General features: G+C 61.0%; 14 protein-coding genes and 2 pseudogenes. 7 read left to right on the top strand and 9 right to left on the bottom strand.

All coding sequences use genetic code 11. From position 1 onward, the window contains the following. The 6 genes and pseudogenes from HT737_RS18125 to gatC form a co-directional block, all read right to left on the bottom strand. Positions 1-405 (bottom strand): carboxymuconolactone decarboxylase family protein (locus tag HT737_RS18125; RefSeq protein WP_182403526.1); only part of this gene is annotated, 405 nt, incomplete at its 3' end. After that, positions 402-1,465 (bottom strand): annotated as a pseudogene (locus HT737_RS18120) (calcium/sodium antiporter). The pseudogene HT737_RS18120 and the gene HT737_RS18125, both read right to left, overlap by 4 nt. Before the next feature lie 46 nt (positions 1,466-1,511). Beyond that, complete coding sequence (locus HT737_RS18115) at positions 1,512-1,886, bottom strand: septal ring lytic transglycosylase RlpA family protein (protein WP_182403524.1); 375 nt, start codon at positions 1,884-1,886, stop codon at positions 1,512-1,514. A gap of 230 nt (positions 1,887-2,116) precedes the next feature. Continuing rightward, positions 2,117-3,562 (bottom strand): Asp-tRNA(Asn)/Glu-tRNA(Gln) amidotransferase subunit GatB, encoded by a 1,446-nt coding sequence (gatB, locus tag HT737_RS18110; RefSeq protein ID WP_182403522.1) that lies wholly within the window; start codon positions 3,560-3,562, stop codon positions 2,117-2,119. A 10-nt stretch (positions 3,563-3,572) separates the two neighbouring features. Next, positions 3,573-5,024, bottom strand: coding sequence for an Asp-tRNA(Asn)/Glu-tRNA(Gln) amidotransferase subunit GatA (gene gatA / locus HT737_RS18105; protein ID WP_095667492.1), 1,452 nt, complete (start codon positions 5,022-5,024; stop codon positions 3,573-3,575). A 16-nt stretch (positions 5,025-5,040) separates the two neighbouring features. Then, positions 5,041-5,328: an Asp-tRNA(Asn)/Glu-tRNA(Gln) amidotransferase subunit GatC gene (gene gatC, locus HT737_RS18100; protein ID WP_003221657.1), complete on the bottom strand. Its 288-nt coding sequence runs from the start codon at positions 5,326-5,328 to the stop codon at positions 5,041-5,043. A 211-nt stretch (positions 5,329-5,539) separates the two neighbouring features. Here gatC and mreB point away from each other — a divergent pair, with 211 nt between their 5' ends. The 7 genes from mreB (at position 5,540) to msrA (ending at position 15,228) form a co-directional block, all read left to right on the top strand. Next, positions 5,540-6,577, top strand: a complete 1,038-nt coding sequence (mreB, locus tag HT737_RS18095; RefSeq protein ID WP_002555108.1) for a rod shape-determining protein MreB — start codon at positions 5,540-5,542, stop codon at positions 6,575-6,577. A gap of 141 nt (positions 6,578-6,718) precedes the next feature. Next, on the top strand, positions 6,719-7,846 hold the full coding sequence (gene mreC / locus HT737_RS18090; protein ID WP_182403528.1) for a rod shape-determining protein MreC: 1,128 nt from the start codon (positions 6,719-6,721) through the stop codon (positions 7,844-7,846). Beyond that, the gene (gene mreD, locus HT737_RS18085; protein ID WP_003221660.1) at positions 7,846-8,337 is read left to right on the top strand and encodes a rod shape-determining protein MreD; all 492 of its coding nucleotides are present in this window, start codon (positions 7,846-7,848) and stop codon (positions 8,335-8,337) included. Before mreC ends, mreD begins: the two co-directional genes overlap by 1 nt. Positions 8,338-8,381: 44 nt before the next feature. Beyond that, a complete protein-coding gene (locus tag HT737_RS18080; protein WP_121183712.1) occupies positions 8,382-8,978 on the top strand; it encodes a nucleoside triphosphate pyrophosphatase in 597 nt (198 codons plus the stop codon). Between the two features lie 58 nt (positions 8,979-9,036). Next, positions 9,037-10,494, top strand: a complete 1,458-nt coding sequence (gene rng, locus HT737_RS18075; protein ID WP_007961585.1) for a ribonuclease G — start codon at positions 9,037-9,039, stop codon at positions 10,492-10,494. A 76-nt stretch (positions 10,495-10,570) separates the two neighbouring features. After that, entirely contained in the window at positions 10,571-14,374 is a 3,804-nt protein-coding gene (locus HT737_RS18070) for a YhdP family protein (protein WP_182403520.1), read from the top strand. 188 nt (positions 14,375-14,562) lie between these two features. After that, a complete protein-coding gene (gene msrA, locus HT737_RS18065) occupies positions 14,563-15,228 on the top strand; it encodes a peptide-methionine (S)-S-oxide reductase MsrA (RefSeq protein WP_047290930.1) in 666 nt (221 codons plus the stop codon). A gap of 124 nt (positions 15,229-15,352) precedes the next feature. On the opposite strand, the gene HT737_RS18060 is transcribed toward msrA, so the two are convergent. The 3 genes and pseudogenes from HT737_RS18060 to HT737_RS18050 all read right to left on the bottom strand — a co-directional run bounded on the left by HT737_RS18060 (position 15,353) and on the right by HT737_RS18050 (position 19,219). After that, positions 15,353-16,192 (bottom strand): 23S rRNA (adenine(2030)-N(6))-methyltransferase RlmJ, encoded by an 840-nt coding sequence (locus HT737_RS18060; RefSeq protein ID WP_131670949.1) that lies wholly within the window; start codon positions 16,190-16,192, stop codon positions 15,353-15,355. 318 nt (positions 16,193-16,510) lie between these two features. Then, positions 16,511-17,214, bottom strand: a pseudogene (locus HT737_RS18055) (DUF4123 domain-containing protein). Beyond that, complete coding sequence (locus HT737_RS18050) at positions 17,204-19,219, bottom strand: type VI secretion system tip protein VgrG (RefSeq protein WP_182403519.1); 2,016 nt, start codon at positions 19,217-19,219, stop codon at positions 17,204-17,206. The pseudogene HT737_RS18055 and the gene HT737_RS18050 overlap by 11 nt, the downstream one beginning before the upstream one ends. Positions 19,220-19,451 lie beyond the last annotated feature (232 nt).

Genomic DNA, 19,451 nt, shown 5'->3' with positions numbered 1-19,451 from the left:
AAGGAGCTGCCGAAGGCTGCGATCTTTTAGTTTTTTCTGGTAACTGTCGATCACTTCCTGCGCCGCGCGAAACGCATCGATCGCTGCCGGTACGCCGGCGTACACCGCGCAATGCAGCAGCGCCTCACGAATCTCCTCGACCGTGCAGCCATTGTTCAACGCGCCACGCACGTGACCCTTCAATTCCTGTGGGCACTTCAACGCGGTCAGCGCGGCGAGGGTGATCAGGCTGCGAGTCTTCAGCGGCAAACCTTCGCGATTCCACACGCCGCCCCAGGCGTGTTCGTTGACGAAATCCTGCAAGGGTTGAGTGAACTCGGTGGCATTGCCCAGCGCGCGGTCGACAAACGCGTTGCCCATTACCTGGCGGCGGATTTCAACCCCGGTTTTCTGCGAATCGGTCATGGCACATCCCTCTTGTGGTGTTGGCGGCGCCAGGCGCGTACGGACGTGAACAACAGAAACGCCAGCAGCGTTGGCAGCACGTAAAACAGCATCAGCTTTTCCAGTTTGCCGGCCAGTGGCATGCCGGTGGTGAACGACACCACGTGCAGCCCGTAAACCGCGTACAAACCGAGCAACAACAAACCTTCAGCGCGGGTCACGCGATAGCCGGAATAGAACACCGGCAGGCACAACGCGGCGACGCCGAGCATCACCGGCAGGTCGAAATCCAGTGCGTTGGGCGAGACCGACAGCGGTGTCGGTGCGATCAGCGCGGTAACGCCGAGCACCCCGAGCAGGTTGAACAGGTTGGCGCCGATCACGTTGCCCACGGCGATATCGCGCTGCCCGCGCAGTGCGGCGATCAGCGAGGTGGCGAGTTCCGGCAGCGAGGTGCCGACCGCGACCACGGTCAGGCCGATCACCCGTTCGGAGAAGCCCAGGTCCGTCGCCACCGCCACCGCTGCGCCGAGCAGCAAATGCCCGGCGAACACCAGCAGCGCCAAGCCGACAACGATCATCAACAGACTGCTGAACCACGGCACCTGCGGGGCTTGCGGCAATTGCGAATGCGGACGCGCCGAGTGCCGCGACTGGCGCAGCAACAAACTGAGGTACAACGCCAAAGCCGCAAGTAACAGTACGCCGTCGAAGCGACCGATCTGTTCGTTCCAGGCGAGGACAAACACCAGCACGCTGGCGCCGATCATCAGCGGAATATCCAGGCGCACCAGTTGCCGCGAGACCCGCAGCGGAATGATCAGCGCCGACAGACCAAGGGTCACGAGGATGTTGAAGATGCTGCTGCCGATCACGCTGCCGACGGCGATGTCGGGGTTGTGCGTCAGGGTCGCTTGCAGGCTGACCGCCATTTGCGGGGGCGCTGCTGCCGAGGGGCGACGATGGTCAGGCCGATGATCAGTGGTCGCACATGCAGGCGCGCGGCCAGACGCACAGCAGCGCGCACCATCAGTTCGGCGCCGAGGATCAACAGGATCAGGCCGCTGAGCAACTCGATCACGTTGATCAGCGGTAAATCGGCCAGAGCAAAAATGGTCAGCGCTCCATCAGTCGTCGAGGGCCTGTATGCGCACGCGTGCCGTGCCGCTGCCGAGCATGCCGAGGCGCTCGGCCGCTTCACGGGAGACATCGATCAAGCGGCCACGGGTGTGCGGGCCGCGATCGTTGATGCGCACAACGCAGGATTTGTCGTTTTTCAGGTTGGTGACCTTCACCCGCGTGCCGAACGGCAGTTGGCGATGGGCGGCGGTCAGGGAATTCTGGTTGAACGCTTCGCCGCTGGCGGTGCGTTTACCGTGGTGCTTGGCACCGTAATAGGAAGCGACGCCAGTCTGGTCGTAACCGTGCGGGTCGATGATGTCGGTGCTGGCGCAACCGGCGAGCAAGGAGAGCAGGGCGCAGGCGCCGAGCAGGCGTTTCATTCGAAAGCTCCACAAAACAAATGTGGAAACAACACAATGTGGAGATCAGCGTCTGTGGCGAGGGGATTTATCCCCGATGGGGCGCGCAGCGCCCCCAAATTCCAGATACAGAAGAATCGGGGCCGTTTCGCAGCCCATCGGGGATAAATCCCCTCACCAACAAAACCCCTTCAGCCATAGATTGTTCCCACAGGGGATGGAGCCAGGCTGTTTGTCTGGCTCCATTTTCATCAGCCTTCGAGCTTGCTTTTCAGCAGTTCGTTCACTTGCTGCGGGTTGGCTTTGCCTTTCGAAGCCTTCATGGCCTGACCGACGAAGAAGCCGAACATCTTGCCGCGTTTGGCTTCGTCGGCCGCGCGGTATTGTTCGACCTGCTCGGCGTTGGCCGCGAGCATTTCGTCCAGTACCGCCGAGATCGCGCCGCTGTCGGTTACTTGCTTGAGGCCGCGCTTGTCGATGATCTCGTCTGCCGTGCCTTCGCCGCTGGCCATTGCTTCGAACACCACTTTGGCGATCTTGCCGGAGATGGTGTTGTCCTTGATGCGCTGCAGCATGCCGCCCAACAGCTCGGCGGAGACCGGCGAGTCCTCGATGTCCAGGCCTTGCTTGTTAAGCAGGCTGCCCAACTCGACCATCACCCAGTTGGCCGCCAGTTTGGCGTCGCCACCGATGGCCGCGACTTTCTCGAAGTAGTCCGCTTGCTCACGGCTGGTGGCCAGCACGTTGGCGTCGTAGGCCGACAGACCGAACTGGCTCTGGAAACGCTCGCGCTTTTGCGGTGGCAGTTCTGGCAGGGTGGCGCGCACCTCGCCGAGGAACGACTCTTCGATGACCACCGGCAGCAGGTCCGGATCGGGGAAGTAACGGTAGTCGTTGGCTTCCTCTTTGGAGCGCATCGGACGGGTCTCGTCCTTGTTCGGATCGTACAGACGGGTCTGCTGGATCACTTTGCCGCCGTCTTCGATCAGCTCGATCTGCCGCTGGATCTCGGAGTTGATCGCCTTCTCGATGAAGCGGAACGAGTTGACGTTCTTGATCTCGCAGCGGGTGCCGAATTCGACCTGGCCTTTCGGGCGGACCGAGACGTTGCAGTCGCAACGCAGCGAGCCTTCGGCCATGTTGCCGTCGCAGATGCCCAGGTAACGCACCAGCGCGTGGATCGCTTTGACGTAAGCCACGGCTTCCTTGGCGCTGCGCATGTCCGGCTCGGAAACGATTTCCAGCAGCGGCGTGCCGGCACGGTTCAGGTCGATGCCGGTGGCATCATTGAATTCTTCGTGCAGGCTCTTGCCGGCGTCTTCTTCCAGGTGCGCGCGGGTGATGCCGACGCGCTTGACCGTGCCGTCTTCCAGGGCGATGTCCAGGTGGCCCTTGCCGACAATCGGCAATTCCATCTGGCTGATCTGGTAACCCTTCGGCAGGTCCGGGTAGAAGTAGTTTTTACGCGCGAACACGTTGTGCTGACCGATCTCGGCGTCAATCGCCAGACCGAACATCACCGCCATGCGTACCGCTTCCTGGTTCAGCACCGGCAATACGCCGGGCATGCCCAGGTCGATCAGGCTGGCCTGGGTGTTCGGCTCGGAGCCGAACTGGGTGGAACTACCGGAAAAGATTTTCGACCGGGTAGTGAGCTGAGTGTGAATCTCCAGCCCGATCACGACTTCCCATTGCATGTGTGTCTCCTCAGAAGCCGGTTGGGGTGCGGGTGTGCCAGTCAGTGTTGAGCTGATACTGGTGCGCAACGTTGAGCAAACGGCCTTCCTGGAAATACGGCGCGAGCAACTGCACGCCCACCGGCAGACCGTCGACAAAACCGGCCGGCATCGACAGACCCGGCAGGCCCGCGAGGTTGGCGGTGATGGTGTAGACGTCTTCCAGATAGGCAGCGACCGGATCGCTGTTCTTTGCGCCGAGCTTCCAGGCCGGGTTCGGCGTGGTCGGGCCGAGGATGATGTCGACTTCATTGAAGGCCGCCATGAAGTCGTTCTTCACCAGGCGACGGATCTTCTGCGCTTTCAGGTAGTAGGCGTCGTAGTAACCGGCGGACAGCGCGTAGGCGCCGACCATGATCCGGCGCTGCACTTCAGGCCCGAAGCCTTCGCCACGCGAGCGCTTGTACAGGTCGATCAGGTTTTCCGGGTTCTCGCAGCGATGGCCGAAGCGCACGCCGTCGAAACGCGACAGGTTCGAGGAAGCTTCGGCCGGGGCGATCACGTAGTACGCAGGAATCGCGTGTTGCATGTTCGGCAGGCTGATTTCCTTGATCACGGCGCCGAGCTTCTGCAGCTCTTTGATGCTGTTCTGGATCAGTTCGGCGATGCGCGGGTCGAGACCGGCGCTGAAGTATTCCTTCGGCACGCCGATGCGCAGGCCTTGCAGCGAAGTGTTGAGACCTGCGGAGTAATCCGGAACCGGCTCATCGATGCTGGTCGAATCGTTCTGATCGAACCCGGCCATACCTTGCAACAAAATCGCGCAGTCTTCGGCGGTGCGCGCCAGCGGGCCGCCCTGATCGAGACTGGAGGCGTAAGCGATCATGCCCCAGCGCGATACGCGACCGTAGGTCGGTTTCAGGCCGGTGAGGTTGGTGAACGCGGCGGGCTGACGGATCGAACCACCGGTGTCGGTGGCCGTGGCCGCCGGCAACAGGCGCGCGGCAACCGCCGCGGCCGAACCACCGGACGAACCGCCCGGTACGTGTTCCAGGTTCCACGGGTTTTTCACCGCGCCGTACCAGCTCGATTCGTTGGCCGAACCCATGGCGAACTCGTCCATGTTGGTCTTGCCCAGCGTCACGGCACCGGCAGCCGCCAGTTTCGCAACCACGGTGGCGTCGTACGGGGCCTTGAAGTTGTCGAGCATCTTCGAGCCGCAACTGGTGCGGATGCCCTGGGTGCAGAACAGGTCCTTGTGGGCGATCGGCGCGCCAAGCAGGGCACCGCTCTCACCGTTGGCCCGACGCGCGTCGGCGGCTTTCGCCTGCGCAAGCGCCAGCTCTTCGGTGAGGCTGATGAAGCTGTTGAGCTGCGGATCGAGCTGGGTAATACGCGCCAGCAGGACTTTGGTCAGCTCTTCGGAGGAAAACTTTTTATCGGCGAGACCGCGGGCGATCTCGGCCAGAGTCATTTGATGCATTGCAGGCTCTTTCCCTTTAGTCGATGACTTTCGGAACCAGATACAGGCCGTTTTCGACCGCTGGTGCGATGGACTGATAGGCCTCGCGGTGATTGGTCTCGGTCACGACGTCGGCGCGCAGGCGCTGACTGGCTTCCAGCGGGTGGGCCAAAGGCTCGATACCGTCGGTATCGACGGCCTGCATTTCGTCGACCAGCCCGAGAATGCTGTTGAGGGCGGAAGTAATGTGCGGAAGATCGGCATCATTCAGGCCAAGGCAGGCCAGATGCGCGATTTTTTCCACGTCGGAGCGTTCTAGCGCCATCGGGATTCTCCAGTGGAAAACAGAACGGACGGCGTCCGTGTGTTAGATTGTCGGAACACTACCGCACTTCTACGGTCATAAGGCCGCGATTGTGGGGCTTGGTGCACAGAAAAGCGGCCAATTTAACATATTGGCGCCTTGCCCAAAATCCCTGTCGTTGTTAGAGTTTGCCGCACTTTTTTACCCACGCGTTGCCTAGGGTCCCTTTCCCATGTTCAAGAAACTGCGTGGCATGTTTTCCAGCGATCTCTCCATTGACCTGGGCACTGCCAACACCCTTATTTACGTGCGCGAGCGCGGTATCGTCCTGAATGAGCCATCGGTTGTGGCCATTCGGACACACGGTAACCAGAAAAGTGTCGTCGCTGTCGGCACCGAAGCCAAGCGCATGCTCGGCCGTACGCCGGGCAACATTGCTGCCATTCGTCCGATGAAGGACGGCGTGATTGCCGACTTCAGCGTCTGCGAAAAGATGCTGCAATACTTTATCAACAAGGTTCACGAAAACAGCTTTCTGCAGCCCAGCCCTCGTGTGCTGATCTGCGTTCCATGCAAATCCACCCAGGTCGAGCGTCGTGCCATCCGTGAATCGGCCCTTGGTGCCGGTGCCCGTGAAGTGTTCCTGATCGAAGAGCCGATGGCTGCTGCGATCGGTGCCGGCCTGCCGGTTGAAGAAGCCCGTGGCTCGATGGTCGTCGATATCGGCGGTGGTACCACCGAAATCGCGCTGATCTCCCTGAACGGTGTGGTCTATGCCGAATCCGTCCGCGTGGGCGGCGACCGCTTCGACGAAGCGATCATCACCTACGTGCGCCGTAACTACGGCAGCCTGATCGGTGAATCGACGGCCGAGCGCATCAAGCAGGAAATCGGTACGGCCTACCCGGGCGGCGAAGTTCGCGAAGTCGACGTTCGCGGTCGCAACCTGGCCGAAGGCGTTCCACGCGCATTCACCCTGAACTCCAATGAAGTGCTGGAAGCTCTGCAAGAGTCCCTGGCAACCATCGTTCAGGCCGTGAAAAGCGCCCTGGAGCAGTCGCCGCCAGAGCTGGCTTCCGACATCGCCGAGCGTGGTCTGGTGCTGACCGGTGGTGGCGCGCTGCTGCGTGACCTCGACAAGTTGCTGGCCCAGGAAACCGGTCTGCCGGTGATCGTTGCCGAAGACCCGCTGACCTGCGTTGCTCGCGGCGGTGGCCGTGCATTGGAAATGATGGACAAGCACACCATGGACCTGCTCTCCAGCGAATAAGCGCTGGGTTGCAATACGTGGGTGAGCGCACAGGCAGCACTTTGCAGTGCTGCCTGTTGGCGTTTATCTTCTGTCAGTCTTCATCCAGGCCGGTTTGATGCCGTATGAATAAACAGAACATTTGCCTGGGAGGAGCGGCTTATTAAACCGCTTTTCGCCAAGGGCCCTTCGTTGGGCGTGCGCCTGTTGGTGCTGGCCGTGCTGTCGATCGCGCTGATGGTGGTCGATGCCCGCTTTGACCTGCTCAAGCCTGCGCGCAAGCAAGCGTCGCTGGTGCTGATGGATGCCTACTGGATCACCGACCTGCCCGGCCGGTTGTGGGACGGTGTCGCCAGTCAGTTTGGCAGTCGCACCGAGCTGGTCGCCGAAAACGAAAAACTCAAGACCGAGAACCTGCTGTTGCAGGGCCGCATGCAAAAGCTCGCCGCTCTCACCGAGCAGAACGTGCGGCTGCGCGAGTTGCTCAATTCCTCCGCACTGGTCAACGAAAAGGTCGAAGTGGCCGAGTTGATCGGCATGGACCCCAATCCCTTCACCCATCGCATCATCATCAATAAGGGTGAGCGCGATGGCGTGGTGCTCGGTCAGCCGGTGCTCGATGCGCGCGGTCTGATGGGCCAGGTGGTCGAATTGATGCCGTACACCTCCCGTGTGCTGCTGCTGACCGACACCACGCACAGCATTCCTGTCCAGGTGAACCGTAACGGTCTGCGGGCGATTGCCAGCGGCACCGGCAACCCGGAACGTCTGGAACTGCGGCACGTCGCCGACACCGCTGACATCAAGGAAGGCGATCTGCTGGTCAGCTCCGGTCTCGGGCAGCGCTTCCCGGCCGGCTATCCGGTGGCAACGGTCAAGGAAGTCATCCACGACTCCGGTCAGCCTTTCGCGATTGTCCGTGCGGTGCCGACCGCTGCGTTGAACCGCAGCCGTTATCTGCTGCTGGTATTCAGCGACAACCGCACCGCCGAAGAGCGCGCCAACGATGCGGCGCAGGCTCAGGAAAATCTTGATGCGCAGGGCGGTGGACCGGTGATTCCGGCCACGGTGCCGAAAACCGTGACACCGCCTGCAGCGGTGACTGCGCCGGCCGCGACCGCCACGCCGGCAGTCAGTGTTACGCCGGCCAAACCGGTCGCCAGCAAGCCGCCTGCCAAACCAACTGCAGCCACGCCCGCGAATAGCCGGCCTGCAGCGTCCCAGCCGGCGGTTCGACCAGCGGCCAAACCGCCTGTCACCACGCCGACCAACACCGGGAGACAAGAATAATGGTCGGGGCTACCGCTTCGCGTAACGGTTGGATGGTCTGGCTGACGTTTCTTATCGGCCTGCTGCTCAGTGTGTCGCCGATGCCGCAATTCATGGAGATCCTGCGCCCGCTGTGGCTGGCGCTGCTCCTGGCGTTCTGGGCTCTGGCCCTGCCGCAAACGGTCGGCATGGTTACCGCGTTTTGCCTGGGACTGGCCGAAGACGTGCTGTACGGCACGCTGCTTGGGCAGAACGCGTTGATCCTGACGCTGATCACCTTCCTGGTGCTGTCGTTGCAGCAGCGTCTGCGGATGTTCCCGATGTGGCAGCAATGTCTGGTGATCCTGGTGATCTTCGGCCTCGCTCAGCTGGTTCAACTGTGGCTCAGCGCGCTGACCGGCAACCGCCAGCCAACGCTGGCACTGGTGCTGCCGGCATTGACCAGCGCGTTGCTCTGGCCTTGGGTCAGCTTCGCTTTGCGTGGATTGCGCCGGCGCTACAAAATCAACTGATTCGGTCAGGCATGTGCCCGCACCTCGACAAGGGAGATGTCTTGATGAAGCCGCTTTACCTCGCCTCTGGTTCGCCGCGCCGGCGTGAATTGCTCACGCAGATCGGCGTGCCGTTCTCCGCCATCAGCGCGGAAATCGACGAAACCCCGCTTGCCGAAGAATTGCCTTCGGCCTATGTCGAGCGCCTGGCGCGTGGCAAGGCCGAGGCCGGTCGACGCGCGCTCGCCTGCAACGCGGCGTTTTGCGTACTGGGGGCGGACACTGCCGTGGTCCTCGACGATAAAATTCTTGGCAAACCGGTGGACGAAGCCGACGCATGCGCCATGCTGATGATGTTGTCCGGCAAAGAGCATGAAGTGCTGACCGCCATCGCTGTGCTGGACGGCCAGCGTTGCGAGTCGCGCGTGGTGCGCAGTCTGGTGCGCTTCCGCCCGATCAGCCGCGAAGAGGCGGCGGCCTACTGGGCCAGTGGCGAACCTCGGGACAAGGCCGGCGGATATGGCATTCAGGGCCTCGGCGCGGTGTTTGTCGCCGGGCTCAATGGCAGCTATTCGGCGGTGGTCGGGCTGCCGGTTTGCGAAACCGCAGAACTGTTGGGCCATTTCGGCATACCCTGTTGGCAAAACCTGAACGCGCAATGAGCGTCGTATGGATCAAGATGCGGCCATTATCGTGAACATGCCTGAACGAGACCCTGCCATGAGTGAAGAGATTCTGATCAACATCACGCCGATGGAATCGCGCGTGGCGGTGGTCGAAAACGGTGTGCTGCAAGAAGTCCACGTCGAGCGCACGCAAAAACGCGGGATCGTCGGCAACATCTATAAAGGCAAGATCGTCAGGGTGCTGCCGGGCATGCAGGCGGCATTTGTCGATATCGGTCTGGACCGTGCGGCATTCATTCACGCCTCGGAAATTTCCCTGCGCGAAGGCCCGGCGGTGGAAAGCATCAGCGCGCTGGTGCATGAAGGCCAGAGCCTGGTGGTGCAAGTCACCAAGGATCCGATCGGTTCGAAAGGCGCACGTTTGACCACCCAGCTGTCGATTCCGTCGCGCTATCTGGTGTACATGCCGCGCACCGCCCATGTCGGCATTTCCCTGAAGATCGAAGACGAAGCCGAGCGCGAGCGCCTCAAGCAGGTGGTCAGCGATTGCGTGGCAAAGGAAGGGATCAAGGAGGCTGGCGGCTTCATCCTGCGTACCGCTGCCGAAGGCGCCGGGGCCGATGAAATCCTTATGGACATCCGCTACCTGCGGCGCCTGTGGGACCAGATCAACGCGCAGATCCAGACCATCGGCGCACCGAGTGTCATCTACGAAGACCTCGGTCTGGCGCTGCGTACCCTGCGCGATCTGGTCAGCCCGAAGATCGAGAAGATCCGTATCGACTCCCGGGAAACCTTCCAGAAAACTACACAGTTTGTCGCCGAACTGATGCCGGAAATCGCCGATCGTCTGGAACACTACCCGGGCGAGCGGCCGATTTTCGACCTGTATGGCGTCGAAGACGAAATCCAGAAAGCCCTCGAGCGCAAAGTGCCGCTCAAGTCCGGCGGCTATCTGGTGGTCGATCCGGCGGAAGCCATGACCACCATCGACGTCAACACCGGCGCGTTTGTAGGCCATCGCAACCTTGAAGAAACCATCTTCAAGACCAACCTCGAAGCCGCGACCGCGATTGCCCGGCAGATGCGCCTGCGCAATCTGGGCGGGATCATCATCATCGACTTCATCGACATGGAAGATGAAGAACATCAGCGCCAGGTGCTGCGCACCCTGGAGAAACAGCTCGAACGTGATCACGCCAAGACCAACATCATTGGCATCACCGAGTTGGGCCTGGTGCAGATGACTCGTAAGCGCACCCGCGAAAGCCTTGAACAAGTGCTGTGCGAGCCGTGCAGCAGTTGCCAGGGCCGGGGCAAGTTGAAGACCCCGGAAACCATCTGTTACGAGATTTTCCGCGAGATTCTGCGTGAAGCCCGGGCCTATCAGGCCGAGGGTTATCGGGTGTTGGCGAACCAGAAAGTGGTGGACCGTTTGCTCGATGAAGAGTCCGGTAACGTCGCCGAGCTTGAAGGGTTCATCGGTCGCACCATACGCTTTCAGGTCGAAACCATGTATTCCCAGGAACAATATGATGTGGTGCTGCTCTGATCCCCTGCGGCACATTTAATCCACAACGGCTGGCCTCAGCTTTTCGCAGTTTTTTTCGCCATGGGAGCCAACTGACATGGAGCGTCTGACACGCATTTTGGCCGCACTCACCCGCTGGGGACTGGGCCTGTGCGCGTTGGTTCTGGTGCTGTTGGCGTTGTACGTCAGCCTCGGTCGGGAATTGACGCCGCTGGTGGCGGAGTACCGCACCGACATCGAAGACAAGGCCAGCGCCGCGCTCGGCATGCCGTTGCAGATCGGCGAACTGGAAGGTGACTGGAGCGGATTTGCACCGATCCTGCTGGCCCATGACGTGATGGTCGGTGACGGCGCGAATGCCTTGCGTCTGGACCGGGTACGTGCGGTGCCGGATCTCTGGGGCAGCCTGCTGGCGCGCGAAGTGCGTATCGCCCATCTGGAATTGAACGGTCTGAAAATCAGCGTCAAGGAAGCGCAGGACGGTAGTTGGTCGCTGGAAGGCCTGCCGGTGCAGAACGACCAGCCGCTTGATCCCGAACAACTGTTCAAGCGCTCGCAGATCGTTCAGCAATTGTCGGTGCTCGACAGTCAGGTGACCGTGCAGCCGCTGGACCATGCGCCGATGACCTTCACCTACGTCGGCCTCAACCTGAAAACCGGCAGCAGCCGGCAGCGCCTCGACGCTCGTCTGACTTTGCCCGACGGGCAGCCGATGGCGATGAGCCTGCGTACACGGATTCGCCCCTCCCGACTGCCGGACAGCTCGGTGGAAGGCTATGTCAGCCTGCCGCAAAGCGACTGGTCGAAGTGGCTGCCCGAGCGTTTGACCCAGCAATGGAATTTTTCCGAGATCAAGGCGGGCGGCGAGCTGTGGGTGAACTGGAACGACGGCGCCCTGCAAAGCGCCGCTGTTCGTTTGAACGCACCGCAGGTGACCGGCGCTTATGCCGAGCGCAAGCCGATCAAGATCAGCAATCTGGCGCTCAATGGCTATTACCAGCGCGACGATGACGGCGCGACCGTTACGCTCGATTCGCTGGCGATGAGTGTTGGCGAAACCCGCTGGGAAACTCACGTGCAGCTCAAGCAGACGGCAGCCACTGATACAGTCGACGAGCTGTGGCATCTGCAGGCTGACCGCCTCGATTTGCAGCCGATCACCCCGTTGCTGAATGCACTGGGGCCGCTGCCTGAAGGCTTCGCCACTGTTGTCGATCGCCTGAAAGTGACCGGCGGGTTGCGCAACGTGTTGCTGGATTTTCGCCCGAACGCTACCGATGGCTCGAAATTCGGCTTCGCGGCCAATCTGGATAAAGTCGGGTTCGACGCCTATCACGGTGCCCCGGCGGCGCGGAACGTCAGTGGCAGCCTCAGCGGCAACCTTGACGGCGGCGAGCTGCGCCTGGACAGCAAGGATTTCGTCCTGCACCTCGATCCGATCTTCGCCAAGCCGTGGCAATACATTCAGGCCAATGCCCGACTGACCTGGAAGCTCGATAAAGAAGGTTTCACCCTGATCGCGCCTTACCTGAAAGTGCTGGGCGAGGAGGGCAAGATTGCCGGCGATTTCCTGATCCGCCTGCACTTCGATCATAGCCAGGAAGACTACATGGACCTGCGCGTCGGGCTGGTCGATGGCGACGGTCGCTACACCGCCAAATACCTGCCCGAAGTCTTGAGTCCGGCCCTCGACGAGTGGCTGCGCACGGCGATCCTCAAAGGCGCGGTGGACCAGGGGTTTTTCCAGTACCAGGGTTCGCTGAGCAAAAATGCCAAGGATGTCGATCGCAGCATCAGCCTGTTCTTCAAGGTGCATGACGCCGAGCTGGCGTTCCAGCCAGGCTGGCCGCACGTGAGCAAGGTCAGTGGCGACGTGTTCATCGAGGACAGCGGTGTGCGCATCGTGGCCGACAAGGGGCAGTTGCTCGACACCCAGGTCAGCGATGTTTTCGTCAACATTCCCCATGTCCCGGCGGGGCAGCATACGCATCTGTTCCTCGACGGCGGGTTTGCCGGTGGATTGGGCGATGGCCTGAAAATTCTCCAGACCGCGCCGATCGGCACTGGCGAAACGTTTGCCGGCTGGGAAGGCGAGGGCGATCTGCAGGGCAAGGTCAAACTCGATATCCCGCTGGAAAAGGGCGATTTGCCGAAGATCCTCGTCGACTTCAAGACTGCCAATGCGCGCTTGAAACTGGCGGAGCCGAAACTGGAGCTGAGCCAGCTAAAAGGCGATTTCCGTTTCGACAGCGCCAAGGGGTTGAGTGGGCAGAACATCGCCGCCAAGGCTTTTGACAAGCCGGTGACCGCGCAGATTTTCGCTGATGGCAGCCCGGGCAAGCTCAAGACGCGGGTCTCGGCTTCCGGGCAGGTCGAGGTCAAGAAACTCACTGACTGGCTGGGCGTGACTCAGCCGTTGCCGGTGTCTGGGACCCTTCCCTATCAGTTGCAGGTCAACCTGGACGGCACCGACAGTCAACTGACGGTCAACTCCAGCATGAAAGGCGTCGCGGTGGATCTGCCGGCGCCGTTCGGCATGTCGGCCCAGCAAGGGCGTGACACGGTGTTCCGCATGAGCTTGCAAGGTCCGGAGCGGCGTTTTTGGGTCAGTTACGATCAACTGGCCAGCTTCACCTTCGCCGCACCGCCGAGCAGTTTCGCCGATGGTCGTGGCGAGCTGTTTCTCGGAACTGGCGACGCAGTCCTGCCGGACGCCAAAGGCCTGCGCATTCGCGGTGTGCTGTCGGAGCTGGACGTCGCGCCGTGGCAGGACCTGGTCAATAAATACGCCGGTAACGACCCGGGTGGCAGCGCCAAGCAATTACTCAACAGTGCCGACTTCAAGGTGGGCAAGCTCACCGCATTCGGCACCACCCTCGACCAGGCGGCAGTTCAGGTCAATCGCAAACCGTGGGCGTGGAATCTGGCACTCGACGGCCAGCAGGCCAAAGGCTCGGCCAGTCTTCCCGATGCCAAGGGCGCGCCGATCGCGGTCAATCTGCAATACGTGCGGCTGCCGGCACCGGATCCGACGGTGCAGGCCGACGAGAACTCGCCTGATCCGCTGGTTTCCGTCGACCCGACGAAGATTCCCGCGCTGGACATCACCATCAATCAATTGTTTCTCGGCGCGGATCTGGTGGGCGGCTGGTCGCTCAAGGTACGGCCGACGGCCAAAGGTCTCGCCCTGAACAATATGGACATGGGCCTCAAGGGCATCCTGTTGCAAGGCAATGGCGGCTGGGAAGGCACCCCGGGCTCGACCAACAGCTGGTTCAAAGGCCGGGCCAGCGGCAAAAACCTCGCCGATGTACTGAAGGGCTGGGGTTTTGCGCCGAGCGTGACCAGCGAAGAATTCCACATGGACGTCGATGGCCGCTGGCCGGGATCGCCGGCGTGGCTGGCGACCAAGCGTTTCTCCGGCACGCTGGATGCCTCGCTGAATAAAGGTCAGTTCGTTGAAGTGGAGGGCGGCGCGCAGGCGTTGCGGGTGTTCGGTCTGCTCAACTTCAATTCCATTGGTCGCCGTCTGCGTCTGGACTTCTCCGACTTGTTTGGCAAAGGCTTGAGCTACGACCGGGTCAAGGGTTTGTTGGTGGCCAATAACGGCGTGTATGTCACCCGCGAGCCGATTCGGCTGACCGGTCCTTCAAGCAATCTTGAGCTGGACGGTACGCTGGATCTGGTTGGCGATCAGGTCGATGCAAAATTGCTGGTGACCTTGCCGGTGACCAACAATCTGCCGATCGCCGCGCTGATTGTCGGCGCGCCAGCGGTCGGCGGGGCATTGTTCCTTATCGACAAGCTGATCGGTGACCGCGTGGCACGCTTCGCCAGCGTCAAATACACCGTCAAGGGCCCGTGGAAAGAGCCGAAAATCACCTTCGACAAGCCTTTTTGAGTAGCATGAGGCTTTTCCCCGTGCAGGAGCTGCCGCAGGCTGCGATCTTTTGATGTGGTTTTTAAAAAGCAAAATCAAAAAGATCGCAGCCTTCGGCAGCTCCTACATTGGGTAGTGATTAAACGGGCATCATTCGGCACACTGGCGGTCTGATTTTTTACATCCCATCCTGACTGAGAGGAACGATCATGGTTCTGCGCTCGGAAATTCTGGTGAACAAAAACGTGCTACCGACCAAAGACCAAGCTCTACCCGGCCGCGAAACCGCGATGACCCTGCCTGAAAAGCACTTCGTCTTCGAAGAAACCCCGTTGCTCGGCCCGTTTTTCCAGGACGTCGACTTCGCGATCTTCGGTCTGGGTTGCTTCTGGGGCGCGGAGCGCCGTTTCTGGCAGCGCGAAGGCGTGGTCAGCACCGTGGTCGGTTACGCCGGCGGCTACACGCCGAACCCGACTTACGAAGAAGTCTGCTCGGGCCTGACCGGCCACGCCGAAGTGGTGCTGGTGGTGTATGACAAGGCCAAAGTCAGCTATGAAGAGCTGCTGGCGATGTTCTGGGAGCTGCACAACCCGACTCAGGGCATGCGTCAGGGCAATGACATCGGCACTCAATACCGCTCGGTGATCTACGCGACCTCGCCAGAGCAACTGGACGCGGCGCTGAAGAGCAAAGCGGTGTATCAGGCTGAACTGTCGAAGGCAGGCCTGGGCGAAATCAGCACCGAAATCGAACAGGCGCCGACCGTGTATTTCGCCGAGGCCTATCACCAGCAATACCTGGCGAAAAACCCTGAAGGTTATTGCGGGATCGGCGGCACCGGCGTGTGCATGCCACCGAGCCTGGCGGGTAACTAAACCCCAAAGCATCGCGGGCAAGCCCGCTCCCACAGGTTTAGCGCCGACTTCAAAATGGCGCAGTACTTTGTGGGAGCGGGCTTGCCCGCGAAGGCGTCCGTTCAGACACCGCTAAAACAGTTGATCAGCTCTCGGCAATCAACCAATCCATCTGCCATCCACCCTGAGTCTGCCCAAGCTTCTTCGACAACCACGGCAGCAACTCACGCAATTCTTCCTCCAGCCCCCACGGCGGATTGGCAATCGCCATCCCGGAGCCGTTGAGGCTGTTCGGCGTATCCAGCGGATGCACCAGCAGTTCCACGCGCAGCAACTTCGGCGCGCCGGTACCGGCCAGATCCTGATAGAAACGGCGCAACGCACGCTGATCCTTTACCGGATACCAGATCGCCGCGACGGTCTGGCGCATGCGGCCAATCGCCTCTTTCAGCGACGCCGCACACTTTTGCATCTCGTCGAGCTGTTCGAACGGCGGATCAATCAACATCACCGCCCGCTTCTCCTGCACCGGCAACATCGCCCGCGCCACATGCCAGCCCTCGCCCAGATGCACCTTGACCCGACGGTCGCCGGCCATGTTCTCCTTGAGCTGCACGCCGTCTTGCGGGTGTTTCTCGTTGAGCATCACCCGATCCTGCGCCCGGGTCAGACGCCGCGCCAGCTCCGGTGACCCCGGGTAGTAACGCAACTGACCATCCGGGTTCATCTCGTGCAGCACCTTCATGTAGTCGGCGGTCAGTGCCGGCAGATCCGGCTGATCCCACAAACGTGCGATGCCTTCCAGGTACTCGCCGGTACGGTTGGCCTGATCGCCCTGCAGGTCATACAGACCGATACCGGCGTGCGTGTCGAGATAGGCAAACGGCTGTTCCTTGCGCGACATCAGGGCGATGAGGCGGGTCAAGGTCAGGTGTTTGAACACATCGGCGTGATTGCCGGCATGGAAGGCGTGACGATAATTCATGCTGCTCCTGCGAGGGCCGTGAAGTTTACCTTTTACCGGGCGGCAAGTCAGGGGTTGGGGGCTGAGCGGCCCTCTTACACCTTAAGATCCGGCCCAATATCTGTGGCGAGGGGATTCATCCCCGATGGGCTGCGCAGCAGCCCCCTATTCCGTCACATGTTTTATTTGATGCTCCACGATGACAGGTCTTGGGGCCGCTTCGCTGCCCATCGGGGATGAATCCCCTCGCCACAGTTCAGGTACCTCGACAACCCATCGAAAGCTTTATCAAAACCCAGGACGCGAACATCGCTGATCCTTGGACTTCGCCCGGAAATTTCATTCTGCTTCGTCCTGCAAATGGTCCAATAACGCCGATTGCGACGTTTCTTCCGACGCAGAAACCTGGAAAAACCGCCTGACCTTGCAACGTAAAACCGGCTCGGGAAAGGCCTCGAACAAGGCAGGATGCTCCTCGCTCAGCCACTGCACAGCATTGCCGATGCGAATGTCATCAGCTGTTGCGGCCAAGACCGATCCCGTTACTTTCCACCAAGGAAACACTCGCCCCGAAACCTGCGCCCTGCCCCCGATCTCCACGGCCTGTCCATTGATCAAGCCGCGCGAAATCACCGGCATCAACTGCGCAGATTGCACTTCGTCGGACTGCAGGATCGGCAACACAAAACGCCCATCCCAGAAGCGAAAAAACACCGCTGCGCCGTCCGGCATCAGCACTTGAGTCAGGCTGCGAAAGTGCTCAACCACCACCTCCAGGCTCGCCGAGGACACCGCCAACCACCCCCAGTCGCGAGATCGGTAGAGGCCACCCAATCGAGAAACGCACTGTCCGCCGCGACAACTCCTGCAAAGGGCATTACCGCGTCCCACTCGGCGTAGATCGTGTCCGCCCAGATCGGGTGGAGTCCGACCAGCGGAGGCCTGGCGTCGCTGGCATTACTGAAAATCGCGAACAGTTGCTCCGCAGGTTTCAGCGGCTCACGCGCCAGCCACGCTGAAGGCGTCAGGCACTCAGGCTGCACAAACACCGTCCTTGCAGCGCTCGCACTCTTCGCAGAATGGCGCATCACCTTTAAAGCTCATGATTTGTGCGGCGGTGAGCATGGCCGCCGGTGCCGCTGCAAGTTTCGCTGGCAACCCCGGCACACCGGGTGCCGCGCTCATCGCCGCCATCGGCGCGCCACCGACCTGAATTGGCACGCTACTGAAGATCCCGCCAGGCCCGATGTTGATCCACTGCCCGCCGGCCTGAATCGTGGCGCTCGCGCCGCCATCGATCACCACTTGCTGCCCGGCACTGACGTGGATTTGTGCGCTGGCGCTGGTGGCCTGGTTGCTCACCCGAATATGCCGATCGCCGACCACAGTCAGGTGATCGTCCTGTTTGACTTCGATCTGGCGCTGGCCGTGAGTGATGCGTTGTTCGTCGGCCTTCAACTCATGTTTGGCGGTGCCCGTGACGACGATGCTGCGCTGGTTGTCGACCTGCACCTGCTGGTCGTGCAGTACATGCTGGGTCCAGTTGCGCTGGGCACGCAGGTAGATTTCTTCGGCGCCCTTTTTGTCGTCGATGCGCAGTTCGTTGTAACCACCGCCACCGGGGCTGCTATGGCTGCGGAAGATGCTGCGGGTCTTGTCCGCCGGGAGGTCCAGCGGCACCGGGGTCGCGGCATTCGGCAGGCACCCCATCACCAACGGTTTGTCGGCGTCGGCGTCGATGAAACCGACCAGCACTTCCATGCCGACTCGCGGGATCAACACGCTGCCGTATTGGTCATGTGCCCAACCGGTTGCCACACGCAGCCAGCAACTGGAATGCTCATTCAGCTCGCCGTCGCGGTCCCAGGCCAGTTGCACCTTGACCCGACCGTACTCGTCGCAGTGAATTTCCGCGTCGTGCGGCCCGGTGACGACGGCAGGTTGATAGCCAAGCATCCGGGGCTTTTCCGGGCCGAGGGCTGGGCGGAAGAACACGTCCCACGGCGTAGCAAGAAAGGTATTACGGTAACCCTGGAATGTTTCCCCATCGCTGGTGACCGATTCCTCCAGCACTTGCGGCTGTCGCCCACGGTGTTCGATGGCGGTGAGCAGCCACAGGTCATTCCAGTCCCGGCGCGGGTGTTCGGTCAGTTGCAGGAAATGTCCGCACACCAGTGCAGAGACGTCGCTGATGCCTTCGGCCTGACGGTAATCGGCGACATGTCGCTCAAGCGTGCGCTGCGCCAGATGCTTACCGGTCTCGCGATCGTTGAACTGGCCGGGAAAACGATAATCCTCCAGTACCGGGCGCTGCTCGCTGTCGCTGTGGCTTTGCAGTTGCAAGTGCGGCTTCTCAAAGTTGTAGTCGCGCCGGGTGACCACGCTGGTGCGGGTTTCGACCCGGACATTGAAACGCTGGATGGCGGGCGCACCAGCCGACATGCCGCTCCCCGGCAAATACAGCGTCGGCTCGGCCAGTCGCGGGAATACCGTTTGATCGTCGCCGAACACGAGTAGATGCCCGTCGGGGCTGTGCTGAAAATGAAAATGAATGCCGACTTCGGCACACAGCCGTTGGATGAACGCCAGATCGCTTTCGGCGTACTGCACGCAATAATCGCGCATCGGGTAATCACTGCCGAGACGAAACTCGAAGGCGTCGCGCAGGATCGCGTGGTCCTTGAGGATCCGCGCCACGATCTGCGGCACCGTCTGATGCTGAAAAATCCGCTGGTTGATGCGATGCCCGAGGTAAGTCAGACGCGGTACCAGGCTCAGGTGATAGCGCGTCAGACGTTTCCCGGAATCCCCCTGCCCGACTCGATAAATCTGACCATGGACACCGGAACCTTCTGCATCGAAGCTCAGAAACGCCTGACTATGCAGCAGGCTCTCGAGGTCCAGGTCGGGCCGTTCACTGACCAGTTCCAGGTCGAAACGAAAGGGTTGGCTGATGGCTTCCTTGCCCGTGAACTCAAGGACTTTGAGATCAAATTGGGCGCCTTCAAGGGTCAACGTGAAACGCGGTTGATTGGCAGGCGCGAACATCCGATGTGTCTCTGCAGATTGAGGGCGGGCGATTCTGCATGAGGGGCAAGGGGTGTTGGGTGGGTGACGGGAAAATCAGATTTGCCCTACTTTTTCTGGCGAAAAAGCCTTCGGATATTGGCGCAATCGACTACAGACATATCCCCCAGAACCACCACTGGACCTGTGGGAGCTGGCTTGCCAGCGATGAGGCCGGCACATCCAACTTATTCGCTCACTGACACACCGCCAT

This window comes from Pseudomonas sp. MD195_PC81_125 (genome assembly GCF_014060985.1).
Taxonomy (GTDB): Bacteria; Pseudomonadota; Gammaproteobacteria; order Pseudomonadales; family Pseudomonadaceae; genus Aquipseudomonas; species Aquipseudomonas parakoreensis.
This window is presented reverse-complemented; position numbering and strand designations above follow the sequence as displayed.

Excerpts from the sequence above, each read along its gene's own strand:
- HT737_RS18115 (WP_182403524.1), bottom strand. The coding sequence starts at position 1,886 with ATGAAACGCCTGCTCGGCGCCTGCGCCCTGCTCTCCTTGCTCGCCGGT.
- gatB (WP_182403522.1), bottom strand. The coding sequence starts at position 3,562 with ATGCAATGGGAAGTCGTGATCGGGCTGGAGATTCACACTCAGCTCACT.
- gatA (WP_095667492.1), bottom strand. The coding sequence starts at position 5,024 with ATGCATCAAATGACTCTGGCCGAGATCGCCCGCGGTCTCGCCGATAAA.
- gatC (WP_003221657.1), bottom strand. The coding sequence starts at position 5,328 with ATGGCGCTAGAACGCTCCGACGTGGAAAAAATCGCGCATCTGGCCTGC.
- mreB (WP_002555108.1), top strand. The coding sequence starts at position 5,540 with ATGTTCAAGAAACTGCGTGGCATGTTTTCCAGCGATCTCTCCATTGAC.
- mreD (WP_003221660.1), top strand. The coding sequence starts at position 7,846 with ATGGTCGGGGCTACCGCTTCGCGTAACGGTTGGATGGTCTGGCTGACG.
- HT737_RS18080 (WP_121183712.1), top strand. The coding sequence starts at position 8,382 with ATGAAGCCGCTTTACCTCGCCTCTGGTTCGCCGCGCCGGCGTGAATTG.
- rng (WP_007961585.1), top strand. The coding sequence starts at position 9,037 with ATGAGTGAAGAGATTCTGATCAACATCACGCCGATGGAATCGCGCGTG.
- HT737_RS18070 (WP_182403520.1), top strand. The coding sequence starts at position 10,571 with ATGGAGCGTCTGACACGCATTTTGGCCGCACTCACCCGCTGGGGACTG.
- msrA (WP_047290930.1), top strand. The coding sequence starts at position 14,563 with ATGGTTCTGCGCTCGGAAATTCTGGTGAACAAAAACGTGCTACCGACC.
- HT737_RS18060 (WP_131670949.1), bottom strand. The coding sequence starts at position 16,192 with ATGAATTATCGTCACGCCTTCCATGCCGGCAATCACGCCGATGTGTTC.
- HT737_RS18050 (WP_182403519.1), bottom strand. The coding sequence starts at position 19,219 with ATGTTCGCGCCTGCCAATCAACCGCGTTTCACGTTGACCCTTGAAGGC.